The sequence below is a fragment of the Hydrogenophaga sp. NH-16 genome, from assembly GCF_004006415.1.
Lineage (GTDB): Bacteria > Pseudomonadota > Gammaproteobacteria > Burkholderiales > Burkholderiaceae_C > Hydrogenophaga > Hydrogenophaga pseudoflava.
In genome coordinates, this window is record NZ_CP029344.1 from 215,436 (window position 1) to 229,487 (window position 14,052).

At 67.1% G+C, this 14,052-nt stretch carries 12 protein-coding genes; all 12 read right to left on the bottom strand.

Going from position 1 to position 14,052, the window contains the following annotated elements:
- Window positions 1-98: 98 nt before the first annotated feature.
- Window positions 99-1,202: a fatty acid desaturase gene (locus DD542_RS01060; RefSeq protein ID WP_127803152.1), complete on the bottom strand. Its 1,104-nt coding sequence runs from the start codon at window positions 1,200-1,202 to the stop codon at window positions 99-101.
- 170 nt (window positions 1,203-1,372) lie between these two features.
- Entirely contained in the window at window positions 1,373-1,942 is a 570-nt protein-coding gene (dcd, locus tag DD542_RS01065; protein ID WP_066156404.1) for a dCTP deaminase, read from the bottom strand.
- Window positions 1,943-1,979: 37 nt separating this feature from the next.
- Window positions 1,980-3,254, bottom strand: coding sequence for a guanine deaminase (gene guaD, locus DD542_RS01070; protein ID WP_127803154.1), 1,275 nt, complete (start codon window positions 3,252-3,254; stop codon window positions 1,980-1,982).
- A 74-nt stretch (window positions 3,255-3,328) separates the two neighbouring features.
- Window positions 3,329-4,402 (bottom strand): BMP family ABC transporter substrate-binding protein, encoded by a 1,074-nt coding sequence (locus tag DD542_RS01075; RefSeq protein ID WP_127803156.1) that lies wholly within the window; start codon window positions 4,400-4,402, stop codon window positions 3,329-3,331.
- A gap of 73 nt (window positions 4,403-4,475) precedes the next feature.
- Window positions 4,476-6,020 carry a glycosyltransferase family 39 protein gene (locus DD542_RS01080; protein ID WP_127803158.1) on the bottom strand — a complete coding sequence of 515 codons (1,545 nt, stop codon included), beginning with the start codon at window positions 6,018-6,020 and terminating at the stop codon, window positions 4,476-4,478.
- A 71-nt stretch (window positions 6,021-6,091) separates the two neighbouring features.
- Complete coding sequence (locus DD542_RS01085) at window positions 6,092-7,099, bottom strand: adenosine deaminase (RefSeq protein ID WP_127803160.1); 1,008 nt, start codon at window positions 7,097-7,099, stop codon at window positions 6,092-6,094.
- Window positions 7,100-7,112: 13 nt separating this feature from the next.
- The gene (locus tag DD542_RS01090) at window positions 7,113-8,180 is read right to left on the bottom strand and encodes an aromatic ring-hydroxylating dioxygenase subunit alpha (protein WP_127803162.1); all 1,068 of its coding nucleotides are present in this window, start codon (window positions 8,178-8,180) and stop codon (window positions 7,113-7,115) included.
- 69 nt (window positions 8,181-8,249) lie between these two features.
- Window positions 8,250-9,404: a BMP family ABC transporter substrate-binding protein gene (locus tag DD542_RS01095; RefSeq protein WP_127803164.1), complete on the bottom strand. Its 1,155-nt coding sequence runs from the start codon at window positions 9,402-9,404 to the stop codon at window positions 8,250-8,252.
- A 66-nt stretch (window positions 9,405-9,470) separates the two neighbouring features.
- The gene (locus DD542_RS01100) at window positions 9,471-10,391 is read right to left on the bottom strand and encodes an ABC transporter permease (RefSeq protein ID WP_127803166.1); all 921 of its coding nucleotides are present in this window, start codon (window positions 10,389-10,391) and stop codon (window positions 9,471-9,473) included.
- A gap of 12 nt (window positions 10,392-10,403) precedes the next feature.
- Window positions 10,404-11,459, bottom strand: coding sequence for an ABC transporter permease (locus DD542_RS01105; RefSeq protein ID WP_066156378.1), 1,056 nt, complete (start codon window positions 11,457-11,459; stop codon window positions 10,404-10,406).
- Window positions 11,446-12,993, bottom strand: a complete 1,548-nt coding sequence (locus DD542_RS01110) for an ABC transporter ATP-binding protein (RefSeq protein WP_206610748.1) — start codon at window positions 12,991-12,993, stop codon at window positions 11,446-11,448. The genes DD542_RS01105 and DD542_RS01110 overlap by 14 nt, the downstream gene beginning before the upstream one ends.
- A 29-nt stretch (window positions 12,994-13,022) precedes the next feature.
- A complete protein-coding gene (locus tag DD542_RS01115; protein ID WP_127803168.1) occupies window positions 13,023-13,976 on the bottom strand; it encodes a LysR family transcriptional regulator in 954 nt (317 codons plus the stop codon).
- Window positions 13,977-14,052: the final 76 nt, after the last annotated feature.

Consider the following 14,052-nt stretch of genomic DNA (forward strand, 5'->3'; position numbering starts at 1 on the left):
GCCGCCTGCGGCGGGGCCATCGCCACATTATGCAAACGAAAGCAGCAATAAAAAGCGCTGCCGAGGCAGCGCTTGAGAAAGTACCGGGGCTGAGGATTTCAGGCCACAGCCGGCTTGAAATCGCTGGTCGGGCGGCCCTGGAAATCGGTCCAGCAGCGGCGCGTGAAGTCGTAGAGCTTGCACTTGCGCGCGGTCTCGAAGTACCAGCGCCAGGAGAAGCGCTGGATGATGATGCGGCCGGGCAGCGTGTCCTCCAGCAGCTTCTGGGCGTTCTTGAGCTTGTACAGCGGCACGCTCATGTCCACATGGTGCGCCGTGTGTTCCATGATGTGGTGCATCAGCGCGCCGATCTTCATCGGGAAGGTCAGATGCACGGTGGTGGACACAAAGGGCGCGGCCTTGGCCCAGGCGTGCTTGTCGTCGTGCCACTGCACCGCCGTGTGGGTGTGGTGCACGTAGACCACGAAGCCGATCATCGCGTTCCAGAACAGGAACGGGATGACAAAACCGTAGCCCACCAGGGCCCAGGCGGACTGTTCGGTGGCGTAGGCGGCACCGATCAGTGCGGCGATCCACAGCGCGGCGTAGACGGTCACGAACACGCCGTCGCGCGTGAATTCGGGGCGGCTGGTGCCCATGTAGGTCTTGCGCGGGAAATACATGCGGTTCCACCACATCTCGACCAGGTAGTACAGCGCCGGACCCCAGCCGCTGCGGTAGATGCGCTCCATGAAGCGGCGGCCCGGCGTCAGGCCTTCAAACTCTTCCTTGGTCAGCGGGGCCCAGACAAAGTCGACGCCCTTGAGGTTGGTGTAGCCGTGGTGCACCACGTTGTGGCCGACTTCCCACAGGCTGTAGGGGGTGAGCGAGGGCACCATGGCAATGCGACCCAGGATGCGGTTCAGGCCCCGGTGCGGCGTGTAGCTCTGGTGACAGGCGTCGTGGCCGATGATGAACAGGCGACCGATCACGAAACCCGCGGCCAGGCCGCACAGCAGCTTGGCCCACCAGGCGTCCAGCAGCACCGTGCCGACGATGAGCGCCAGGAAGACCGCCCAGTCGACGGCCAGCAGAACGATGCCCATGGCCGTCCGCTGCTCGGCGATCGGCGTCAGCCAGCCCCGGATCACCTTGCGGTGAGGCAGGGGCTGCCCGAGGGGAATCGGTTCAGGCGAAGAAGCGGCGGAGGTGGATTCGGACATGCTGGTCGAGAAAAGCGGGCGCCCGGCAGACGGGCATCATTTGGAAGGGCAATTTCGCACCGGATTGGGGTGGAATCGGACAAACCTCTTGATTTTATCGGGCAGCGATGAAACCTGCCTGACAAAAGTCAAGCCGAAAATATGGGTTTTTCCGTCTAGAGAACGCCGTCTCAGGTTTTGGGCAAGGTCACGCCCACTTGCCCCTGGTACTTGCCGCCCCGGTCCTTGTAGCTGGTCTCGCAGACCTCATCGCTCTCGAAGAACAGCACCTGGGCACAGCCTTCACCAGCGTAGATCTTGGCGGGCAGGGGCGTGGTGTTGGAGAACTCCAGCGTCACATAGCCTTCCCACTCGGGCTCGAAGGGCGTGACGTTGACGATGATCCCGCACCGGGCATAGGTGCTCTTGCCCAGACAGATGGTCAGCACGCTGCGCGGAATGCGGAAGTACTCCACGGTGCGCGCCAGAGCGAAGCTGTTGGGCGGGATGATGCAGACATCGGAGTTGATGTCGACGAAGCTCTTCTCGTCGAAGTTCTTCGGGTCCACCACGGTGCTGTGGATGTTGGTGAAGACCTTGAATTCGGGTGCGCAGCGGATGTCGTAGCCGTAGCTGCTGGTGCCATAGCTGACGATCTTCTGGCCCGCGGCGTTCTGCCGGATCTGGCCCGGCTCGAAAGGCTCGATCATGCCGTGCTGCTCGGCCATGCGGCGGATCCATTTGTCGCTCTTGATGCTCATGCTGCGTGCTCCGGAGGTAAGCCGCAGATTGTAAGGATCACGCCGTCACGGTCTTTGCGACAAGGCGGTCGTCGCCCAGCACGATCAGCGCAAACAGCAGCTCATCCAGTGAATCGGCCTGTGCCGTCTTGCGCTCCAGCAGCGGCGTGGCCTTCGGGTCCAGCACGACGAAGTCGGCTTCGTGCCCAGGAGTGAGGTTGCCCACCACGCGTTCGAGCCCCAGCGCACGCGCTGCGCCCGCGGTGTGCTGCCACCAGAGCTGCCCGGGCGTCAGGCTCAGGCCCGGTTTGGTGTGCCCCTCCCGCCCGATGTAGTAGGCGGCGAGCATGGTGTGGAAGGGCGAGAAGCTGGTGCCACCACCGACATCGCTGGCAAGGCCGTAGCGCATGCCGGCCGCGTCGGCGGCGGCGTAGTCGAAGAAGCCGCTGCCCAGGAACAGGTTGCTGGTGGGGCTGACGGCCGCCGACGCACCGGTCTCGCGCATGAGGATGCGGTCGTGTGCGTCCAGGTGGATGCAGTGGGCATAGACCGCACGGTCGCGCAGCAGGCCGAAGTCGCCGTACACGCCCAGGTAGCTGCGGGCCCGCGGGTAGAGCTCGGCCACCCACTTCACCTCGTCCCGGTTCTCGGCCACGTGCGACTGGATCCACACGTCGCCGTATTTCGCGGCCAGTTCGCCCGCGCCGCGCAGCTGCTCGTCGGTGCTGGTGGGCGCAAAGCGCGGGGTGATGGCGTAGCCCAGGCGGTCGACTCCGTGCCAGCGCCGGATCAGTGCTTCAGTGTCGATCAGGCTCTGCTCGGTCTCATCGCGCACACCGTCGGGGCTGTGGCGGTCCTGCAGCACCTTGCCGGTGATGAAGCGCAGACCCCGCGCCTGGGCGGCCTCGAAGGCGGCGTCCACCGAGACCGGGTGCGATGTGGCAAACGTCAGCGCGGTGGTCACACCATGGCGCGCCAGTTCGTCGAAGAAAAACTCCGCCACGCCACGGGCGTAGGCCTTGTCGGCGAAGCGGCTTTCGTGCGGGAAAGTGTAGTTTTCGAGCCAGGGCAGCAGGCCGGCGGCCGGTGCACCGATCACGTCGGTCTGCGGGTAGTGCACGTGCAGGTCGATGAAGCCGGGTGCGATCAGGTGGCCGCGCAGGTCTTCAACTGCGACACCGGCCAAGCGGTCGATGAGTGCGTCGTGGCTGCCCGCGGCGCGCACCACCTTGCGACCGGAAGCATCGGGGCCGACGACCAGCAGGCCGTCGCTGTCGTAGAGCGGCTGGCCTTGGTCATCGAATCTCAGAAGGGCGGCACGGTAGGCTTTCATCGAACCCGGAGCTTAGCGGCTCCGGGGACCGGCCGCATAGCGCCTGCCACATAGTCGCCATTCGGAGGCGCGCGTCATCGCGGCAGCTTCGTGGCCACGCCCTCGACCAGCCAGTTCATGCCCAGGATGGCGCCATCGTCCAGCGACTGGCCGGCGGCGATCATGGTCTTGCCCTCGTTGTCCTTCACACCCGTCTTGCCCCCAGCGAATACCGTCAGCCGGCCGTTGGCCATGTCTTTCTGACGCGCCAGCACCTCGGCCTGCACGGCGGCCGGCACCTTGCTGCCGAAGCTGTCGACGCGGATCATGCCCTCGCGCACACCGCCCCAGATGCTGCCGCTCTGCCAGCGGCCGTCCAGCACGGCCTTGACGCGGCGGGTGTAGTAGTCGCCCCACTGGTGGGTGACGGCAGCGACCTGCGCGTCCGGCGCGACCTTGCGCATGTCGGAGTGGTAGGCCACGGCCAGCTTGCCGCGCTCCTGCGCGGCCACCATCACCGCATTGGAGCCGGTGTGGAAGGCCAGTACCTCGGTGCCCTGGTTCATCAGGCTCATGGCCGCGTCGCGCTCGCGCGGCGGGTTGAACCACTCACCGAGGAACACGACGCGCACGGTGGCCTGGGGATTCACCGAACGCATGCCCAGGGTGAAGGCGTTGATGCCCTGCAACACCTCGGGAATCGGGAACCCCGCCACGTAACCGGCCTGCGTGGCCATGCGGCCGGCGGCAATGCCGGCGAGGTAGCGGCCTTCGTAATAGCGCGCATTGGACGCCGCCACGTTGGGCGCGGTCTTGTAGCCAGTGACTGACTCGAACTTCACGTTGGGGAACTCGCGCGCCACTTTCAGCGTGGGTTCCATGTAGCCGAAACTGGGCGTGAAGATGATCTGATTCCCCTGCATCGCCAGGTCGCGGATCACGCGCTCGGCGTCCGGGCCTTCGGCCACGTTCTCGACGTAGCTGGTCTTGACCTGGCCAGGCAGCGCGGCCTCCACGGCCAGGCGGCCCTGGTCGTGCTGGCGCACCCAGCCGGCGTCGGTGAGTGGCGCGACGTAGACGAACGCGGCCTTGACCGGCGCCGTGGATTGGGGAAAAGCGGGGGAGAAAAAACAGGCGGCCGCGAGCGCGGCAGCGAGGTTTTTGTACATGGTGGTCCTCTACATGGCTTCCGGAAGACAAAAAAAGCGAGCCGGGGAAGCACCGGCTCGCTGGAACGTGATTTTACCGGTGTGCTGCCAGCCCCGGGTCGGACCGTGGCGGTCCGAGGTCGTACAGGTAGGCCGTGGTGCCGGGGCCGTCCAGTTGTTCGATCAGCGCTCCCCGGCGGTCCGCGTGGTCGAGGATGAAACGCTGCTCGTTGACCCTGACGCGCGGCCGGCAGTGGTTGCAGTTGTGGCTGAAAACGAACCAGGTCCGGCCCGCGCCCAGCACACGATCGATCTCGCTCAGGTAGAGCGCCGGCTCCCAGCGGTGAAAAGTCCCTTCAACAAACTCGCCGGTTTCGAACCCGTACCGCGCTGCGTAGAAGGAGAACGCGGGCACCGCGCCGTAGTACACATAGATCTGGTCCCCAACGCGCCGGTGGTCAGCCACCTCCTTCATCAGCGGCTTGATCTCCTCCATCACCGGGTGGTCCCGCAGATGCTGCCTGTCAAGGTCAACGGCATGGAACAGCAGCAGGCTGGCCAGTCCGAGGTACACGCTGCCTGACAGCCCCGGGTGCCGGTCGCGCAGCCATTGACGGCAGCGCTCCACCCCTTCGGCCAGCGCCAGGGCAGCGGCGGGCATCATGAACAGCAGGAACCGCCCGTGGAACGGGTAGCGCGACAGCGCCGAGGCGACCAGCGTGGCCACCAGCGTGAGCACCATGGCCAGGGCCAGGGGCCGTCGGCGCACCCAGAGCGACGCGGTCCCAAGCAGCAGCAGCACCGACGGAAGCACTCCCGCATGCATGGAGAACAGATGGTTCAGAACGCCCGACAGGCCGGCGCGGTACCAGCCCCAGTGCGACCAGGGCGGCAGCGGCGCGAAGCTGCGGCGCCAGAAGTCGATGAGGGACGGGTTGGCCGCCACATGACGAAGGTGCAGCAGGTACAGCACCGCGAAGCTGATCGCCCAGGCGGTGGCCACGCCGCCCCAGGAGCGGAGAAACGACGGGGCGCGCAGCTCGCGCCAGTGCAGCGACACCACCGCGCCGCCCAGCCCGGCCAGCACGAATACCGACGGATGGGAAAACCACACCGCCAGCGCACCGGACAGGGCCAGCCGTGTGCGCGCCCGCGACTCGGCTGGCTGCTTCAGTGCCTCGCCGAAACACCACATCAGATACGCCGCCACCAGCGCATCCAGCGAGTACTGCTTGAGTTCGCTGCTGTAGCGCACATGCTCGGGCGCCAGCGCCACCAGCGCCAGGGCCAACCAGGCGAAGGGCCTGCTGCCGTCCTGGCGCGCCAGCAGGAACACCATCGGCAGCAGGGCCAGACCGGCCAGGAGAGGGACCACCCGCAACAGGTCGTCGGAGCCACCCAGCAGGTGGTGGATCAGCCACTGGAGCAGGAGGAATCCGAGTGGTGCGGCCTGGTCGTACAGCAGCGGCTGCACCAGACCGGACAGGCTCTGGCGCTGGATGTTCACCCCCAGCATCGCCTCGTCGAGCCAGAGGGAACGCCCGGGCGCAAAGTAGTCCAGCCTGAGGAACAGGGCCCAGGCCAGCACGGCCAGCACAGGCAACCATTGCCACGGCAGCCCCGTCTTGCGCATCGTCACCGCCCCACTCCTTCGCCAAACGAATGGGCGAAATTGTGGGTTGCGACACTTTGGAAACGCTTAAGGGGGCCTCAGCCCACGGCGCACGCGGCGATGCGGTCGAACATCTCGCGCCGGCGCTGCTCGGAGACAAAGCTGGCCTCCACGCTGTTTCGCGCCAGCTGGACCACGTCCTCGCGGCTGAGGTCCAGGGCCTGCACCGTCTGTTCGAAATTTGCGTTCATGTAGCCGCCGAAGTAGGCTGGATCGTCCGAATTGACCGTCGCGCACAGGCCAGCGTCCAGCATCTTCTTCAGCGGGTGGTCGCGCAGGTCGTCCACCACGCAGAGCTTGAGGTTGGAGAGCGGGCACACGGTCAGCGGCATCCGGGTGTGGGCCAGCTCGGCCATCAGCAGCGGGTCCTGCAGCGCGGCCACGCCGTGGTCGATGCGCTGTACTTTCAGCAGGTCGATGGCCTGCCACATGTACTCGGGTGGTCCCTCCTCGCCCGCGTGGGCCACGAGCTTCAGGCCCAGTTCGCGGCAGCGCGCGAACACACGCTCGAATTTCTCGGGCGGATGCCCGACTTCGCTCGAATCCAGCCCGACGCCGATGAAGTGCCCGCGGTACGGCAGCGCCGCCTCCAGCGTGGCGAAGGCGTCTTCCTCGCTGAGGTGGCGCAGGAAGCACAGGATCAGCGCCGAGCTGATGCCCAGCTCGGATTCCGCACGTTTGCAGGCACCAGACAGACCCTCGATCACCGACGCCATGGGTACGCCGCGCGCGGTGTGGGTCTGGGGGTCGAAGAACAGCTCGGTATGGATGACGTTGTCGGCCTTGGCGCGCAGAAAGTAGGCCCAGGCCATGTAGTGGAAATCCTGCGGCTGCAGCAGCACGCTGGCGCCGGCGTAGTAGATGTCCAGGAAGCTCTGCAGGTCGGTGAAGGCGTAGGCCGAGCGCAGCGCCTCCACGCTGGGGTAGGTGAGCGACACGCCGTTGCGCTGCGCGAGGGCAAAGATCAGTTCGGGCTCCAGCGAGCCCTCGATGTGGATGTGCAGTTCGGCCTTGGGGATGGCGCGGGCGAGTTCGATGGCGTTCATGGTCTCCTTTCGGTCAGCACACACCCAGCGAGACGCCGGTGCGGGCCAGATAACGGCGGTAGGCGCTGGACATGCGGTCGGCGGGGCCATGCACTTCGGGGATGGCGCCGTCCTTGCCGATGGGCAGGCGCCGGGGCTGCTGCGATTCGACGATGGGCTTGTCCTGAGCGAACACCGCGTCCTGGAAGGCGCGCAGCTCTTCATCGTCGCTCAGGTCACCCAGCGTGGTCATGGCGAACCAGGCGGTGCAGGCTTCCGGCCCGTCGGGGCGGATGAACAGGGCGATGGCATTGCTCACCGGATCGCCCTCGGCCGCGTCCTTGCGCAGGATGGCCGCGAAGGGGTGTGGCACCTCGTAGCGATAGGCCACCCAGCCGCCCTCTTCCGCGCCCGCGTAGCCCTTGGGCTGCCAGGCCTTGCATTCGCGCGCATGCACACCGTCGGCGCCCTCTTCCACCCGGCCGGTGTCCACCTGCGCGTGGTTGCGTGCGCCCAGCCAGCCTTCGTGCACAAAGCCGAAGTGGCTCAGGTCCAGGAAGTTTTCCACCAGCCGCGGTGCGCTGGTCTCCACCGCGTAGGGCCCGCAGACCACCTGCCGCCACAGCGGATCGTCCCAGGGCTCGAACGCAGGCGGAAACGACAGGGGGGCTGGGAGCTGCGACAGGTCGGGCCGCTCCAGCCGCACCCACACCAGACCATGGCGTTCCTGCGCCTCGAACACCTGGGCGCAGTGCGCGGCGGGAGGCTCGAAGGCCGGGGCCGCCGGCACATGCACGCAGCGCCCAACGGACACCGGCGCACCGTGGTAGCCCTGCGACGCGGCGCCGTCGCCCGCGAACTGCCAGCCGTGGTAGGGGCACTCCAGCCGCGCGCCGTGCAGGTGGGTGAGCACCCGCCCCAGCGACAGCTTCGCACCCCGGTGCGGGCAGCGGTCGGCCCAGGCGTGCACCACGCCGTGCTGTCCCTCGTGGCCGTGCTCGCGCCACAGGACGACGTCCTGCCCCAGCAGCGAGACCGACTGCGGTGCATCGCGCAGATGGATACCGGCGATGACCGGGTGCCAGAGTTGTCTTTCGATCATGTGGTTCCTTGAAACAGAAAAGGCCGCCCGAAGGCGGCCTTTGTTCGGGCTGTCAGCAAAGTTCCGAACTCAGTTCGGGAGCTTCCCCTCGACGCCCTTGACGTAGAACTTGATGCCACCGAGGAAAGCATCGTCGGCCACAGCGTCCTTGGCCAGCACCTCCTTGCCGTCCTGACCCAGGATCGGGCCCTTCCAGATGGAGAAGGAGCCGTCCTTCAGGCCCGCCTTGATGGTGTCGATCTTGGCCTTGGTTTCGGCCGGCACGTCTTCGGCGATGGAGACCATGTCGATCGCGCCTTCCTTGTGGCCCCACCACACGCCACCGGTGGCCCAGGTGCCTTCCAGCGCGTCCTTGACGGACTTGATGTAGTACGGCCCCCAGTTGATGACGGCCGAACCCAGGTGGGCCTTGGGACCGTAGGCGGTCATGTCGGAGTCCCAGCCGAAGGCGCGCTTGCCCATCTTCTCGGCGGTCTGCAGCACGGCCGACGAGTCGGTGTTCTGCATCAGCACGTCGGCGCCACCGTTGATCAGCGAGGTGGCTGCTTCGGTTTCCTTCGGCGGATCGAACCAGCCGTTCACCCAGACCACCTTGGTCTTGACCTTGGGGTTCACCGACTGCGCGCCCAGGGTGAAGCTGTTGATGTTGCGGATCACCTCGGGAATTGGGATCGAGGCCACGACGCCCAGGGTATTGGACTTGGTCATGGAACCGGCGATCACACCCGCCATGTAGGCGCCTTCGTAGGTGCGGCTGTCGTAGGTGCGCAGGTTCTCGGCCGTCTTGTAGCCGGTGGCGTGCTCGAACTTCACGTCCTTGAAGTCGGGTGCGACCTTGAGCATGGGCTCCATGTAGCCGAAAGTGGTGCCGAAGATCAGCTTGTTGCCCTGGCTGGCCAGGTCGCGGATCACGCGCTCGGCGTCGGCGCTCTCGGGCACGTTCTCGACGAAGCTGGTCACGATCTTGTCGCCGAACTCGGCTTCGAGGGCCTTGCGGCCGTTGTCGTGGGCGAAGGTCCAGCCGCCGTCACCGACGGGACCGACGTAGGCGAAGGCGACCTTCAGCGGCTCGGCCTTGGGTGCCTCCGCGGCGGCCGGGGCCGGTGCGGGCGCAGCCGCCGGCGCGGCCGCCTCTTCCTTCTTGCCGCAGCCGATCAGGGCCGCGCTGGCCACAGCCGTCAGGGCCGCCAGCTTGATCAGGGAACGCTTGTTCAGGTCGGTCATGGAAACCTCTTGGTGGGTTGGGAGTGAAATGAAACGAACAGTGAATGATTATGAACCGGCACCAGCTCAGGAGCCCGGGTAGAACGGCTTGCCGATCGAGGCCGGCATGTTGACGCGGATCCAGGTCGGGTTGCGCGAGATCAGGACCAGCACGACGATGGTGGCGAGGTAGGGCATCATGGTCAGGAACTGGCTCGGCACATTGACGCCCATGCCCTGCAGGTGGAACTGCAGCATGGTCACGCCACCGAACAGGTAGGCCCCAAGCAACACGCGTGCCGGGCGCCAGGTGGCAAAGGTGGTCAGGGCCAGCGCGATCCAGCCCTTGCCGGCGATCATGCCCTCCACCCACAGCGGGGTGTAGACGGTCGACACGTAGGCGCCGGCCAGACCGCACAGCGCGCCGCCGGCCATCACGGCCAGCAGGCGGATGCGCCGCACCGGGTAGCCCAGCGCGTGCGCCGATTCCGGGCTCTCGCCCACGCTGCGCAGCACCAGACCGGCGCGCGTGCGGAACAGGAACCAGATCAGCCCGAACACCAGGCCCACGCAGACGTAGACCATGGGGTGGTGCCTGAACAGCGCGTTGCCGACAAAGGGGATGTCGGCCAGCAGCGGGATCGCGAAGGTCGATTGCTCGGGCAGCTTTTCCTGCACGTAGGACGTGCCGGCGAAGGCCGAGAAGCCGGCCCCGAACAGCGACAGCGCGAGCCCGGTGGCGTACTGGTTGGTGTTGAGCCAGATCACCAGCCCGCCAAAGATGGCCGCCAGCAACGCGCCCGCCGCCATGCCGGCGGCGAAGCCGGCCACCGTGCTGCCGGTGTGCACCACGGTGGCAAAGCCCGCCAGGGCGGCGCAGAGCATCATGCCTTCGGCCCCCAGGTTGACGATGCCGGCCTTCTCGTTGATCAGCAGGCCCAGCGAGGCGATGGCCAGCACGGTGCCGGCATTGAGCGAGGCGGCGATGAGGAGTGCGGTGGATTCCATGTCAGCGACTCCTTATTTCTTCCACACGACGCGGTAGGCAATCAACGTGTCGCAGGCCAGCAGCGCGAACAGCAGCAGGCCCTGGAACACGCCGGTGATGGACTTGGGCAGGCCCAGGCGCGATTGCGCGAGTTCCCCGCCGATGTAGAACATGCTCATCAGGATGGCCGAGAACACGATGCCCACCGGGTGCAGGCGGCCGACGAAGGCCACGATGATGGCCGCGAAACCGTATCCCGCCGGCACATAGGGCGTGAGCTGGCCGATGGGACCGGCCACCTCCAGCGCCCCCGCCAGCCCGGCCATGCCACCGGAGGTGAGCAGCGCGATCCACAGTGCCTTGCGCGAGGAGAAGCCCGCGTAGCGCGCCGCCGCCGGCGCCAGACCGCCCACCTGCTGGGCAAAGCCCGAGTAGGTGCGGAACAGGAACACCCAGACCGCCGCCACACCGGCGAGCGCCAGCAGCAGGCCCACGTTCACCCGCGAGCCCTGCATGAGCTTGGGGATCTGCGTGACCGACTCGAAGGTCTTGGTCTGCGGGAAGTTGTAGCCCATGGGGTCTTTCCAGGGGCCATAGACCAGGTAGTTGAGCACTTGTATGGCCACATAGACCAGCATCAGGCTGACCAGGATCTCGTTCGCGTTGAAGCGGTCGCGCAGCAGCGCTGTGATGCCGGCCCACAACATGCCGCCGACGATGCCCGCCACGATGATGGCCGGCACGATCCAGCCGCCGGTGGTCTTGTCGGCGGTCAGCGCCACGCCAGCCGCGAAGATGGCGCCGATCAGGTACTGGCCCTCGGCGCCGATGTTCCAGACATTGGAGCGGAAACACACGGCCAGCCCGAGCGCGATGATCAGCAGCGGCGTGGCCTTGACCATCAGCTCGGACAGCGCGTAGGTGCTCTTGACCGGCTCCCAGAAGAACACCTGCAGCCCGCGCACCGGGTCCTTGCCCAGGGCGACGAACAGGATCACACCGATGACCACGGTGATGGCCAGCGCCAGCAGCGGCGAGGCATAGCCCCAGCGCGCCGAGGGCTGGGGACGGACTTCAAGCCGCAGCATGGGCAGACTCCTCGTTCTTGTTGTAGTGGTGTGCGGCGTCGTCCCACAGGCCCGACATCCATTCGCCGATGCGCTCGACCGTCGCGTCGGCGCGGTCGATGCTGGGCGACAGGCGCCCCTTGGCGATCACGTGCAGGCGGTCGCTGATCTCGAACAGTTCGTCCAGCTCCTCGCTGACCACCAGCACCGCGCAACCGGCGTCGCGCAGCCGGAGGATCTCGCCGCGGATCTGCGCCGAAGCGCCCACGTCCACGCCCCAGGTGGGCTGGCTGACGATGAGCAGTTTCGGCCTGGCCTCGATCTCGCGGCCGACGATGAACTTCTGCAGGTTGCCGCCCGAGAGCGACTTGGCCGCCGCGCCCGGCCCGTTGGCCTTGACCTTGTAGCGGGCGATGATGTCCTCGGCCTGCGCCTTGAGCGCGCCCAGCTTGAGCCAGCCGCCTGCGCCCACGGCGTCGCGGCGCGAGAGCAGCAGGTTCTGCGCCAGCGACAGCGTGGGCACCGCGCCACGGCCCAGGCGTTCTTCGGGCACGAAGTGCAGGCCCAGCGCCCGCCGACGGCCCGGCGGGAGGCGCGAGGCGTCCTGCCCCAGCACGCGGATGCTGCCGGCCGGTGCGCGCCTGTCTTCGCCCGAGAGCGCTTGGAGCAGCTCGCCCTGGCCGTTGCCCGACACGCCCGCGATGCCCACCACCTCACCGGCCCGCACCGTCAGCGCGATCTGGTGCAGGTGGGTGCCGAACGGGTCGTCGCTGGCCAGCGTCAGGTCGCGCACCTGCAGCACATCGGCACCGGCGTTGAGCGCACGGGCTTCCAGCGCCGGCGGCTCGGAGCCGATCATCAGGCGCGAGAGCGAGGCGTTGCTTTCGTTCTGCGGGTTGCACACACCGGTGACCTGGCCGCCGCGCAGCACGGTGCAGGCGGTGCAGAGCTCGCGGATCTCGTGCAGCTTGTGGCTGATGTAGAGGATGGAGCAGCCTTCGGACGCCAGCTTCTTGAGCACCACGAAGAGCTTTTCCACTGCTTGCGGCGTCAGCACCGAGGTCGGCTCGTCCAGGATCAGCAACTGCGGGCTGGTCAGCAGCGCACGGATGATCTCGACCCGCTGCATCTCGCCCACTGACAGCGTGTGCACGGGGCGCTTGGGGTCGATGTCCAGCCCGTATTCGGCCGCGGTGGCGTCGATGCTGGCCGTCACCTCGTTGAGCGTGAGCGACTTGTCCAGACCCAGCCAGACGTTCTCGGCCACGGTGATGGTGTCGAACAGGCTGAAGTGCTGGAACACCATGCTGATGCCCAGCGCCCGCGCTTCCTGCGGGTTGCGGATGTGCACCGGCTTGCCGTTGAACATCACCGAGCCCTCGTCGGGCTTGACCGAGCCGTAGATGATCTTCATCAGCGTGGATTTGCCGGCACCGTTTTCGCCCAGCACGGCGTGCACCTCGCCGGGGGCGACAGAAAGCGACACATTGCTGTTGGCCACCACGCCGGGGTAGCGCTTGGTGATGCCGGTCAGCTGCAGTCGGGGGGTCGTCAAGGCGATCTCCTTCTCGTTTGTGGGTGGGGTCAGGCCGCGGCGGCCTCGGGGTCGGCGCGCCGCAGCGAGGCCGCCACGGTCTTGATCTGCTCGCGCAGCCAGCGGCCCGCGCTGGAGGCGTGGGTGCGCTCGTGCCAGAGCTGGTAATACATCATTCGCGGGAACTCCACCGGGCACGGCAGCACCTGGACCGGCAGCGCGCCAACGTAGCGCTCGGCGTACTGGCGACCGGTGGTCAGCACCAGCAGGGTGCCCGCCACCATGGCCGGGATCAGGCCAAAGTGCGGGCAGCGCGCGGTGACGTTGCGCACCAGGCCCTGGCTGGCCAGGTGTTCGTCGATGAAGCCCCGGGCACCGGGGTGGGTGGGCGTGGGCGCGATGTGTTCGGCCGCCAGCCAGGCCTCGATGTCCCAGCCGCGGCGCACGGCCGGGTGGTGGTTGGCCACCAGGCAGACCACCTCGTCGCCGAACAGCCGGCCCAGGTGCAGTTCCTGCGGCGGCTTGGGCCAGTTGCCGATGACCACGTCGTAGTGGCCCTGGGCCAGGTGGGCGCGGTAATCGGCGTCGGCCGACAGCGGGTGGATGTCGATGCCGCAGTTCGGGGCCGTGGTCTTGACCTGCGTCACCAGCTGCGGCAGGAACAGCGGGTCCAGGTAGTCGCTGGCGGCCAGGCTGAAGGTCTGGCGCGCAGTGGCCGGGTCGAAGGCGCGGGCGTCGGAGAACAGCATTTCCGCGCTGCGCAGGATCTCGGCCGCCGGTTCGATCATGCGCAACCCAGCCACCGTGGGCACCATGCTGGCGCCCGAACGCACCAGAAGAGGATCCCCCGCCAGTTCGCGCAGGCGCTTGAGCGCGGCGCTGACCGCCGGCTGGTACATGCCCAGCCGCAGGGCTGCCCGCGACACGCTGCGTTCCGTGAGGACGGTGTGCAGCACGCGGATCAGGTGCAGGTCAATCTTGTCGAACATGGAGACGTATTTCATACCCGGAGCTCATGCGCGCGGATGGAGGTTCCGGCATTCTCGCCATACGCCTGAGCATATGTTGTGCCACGGCCCC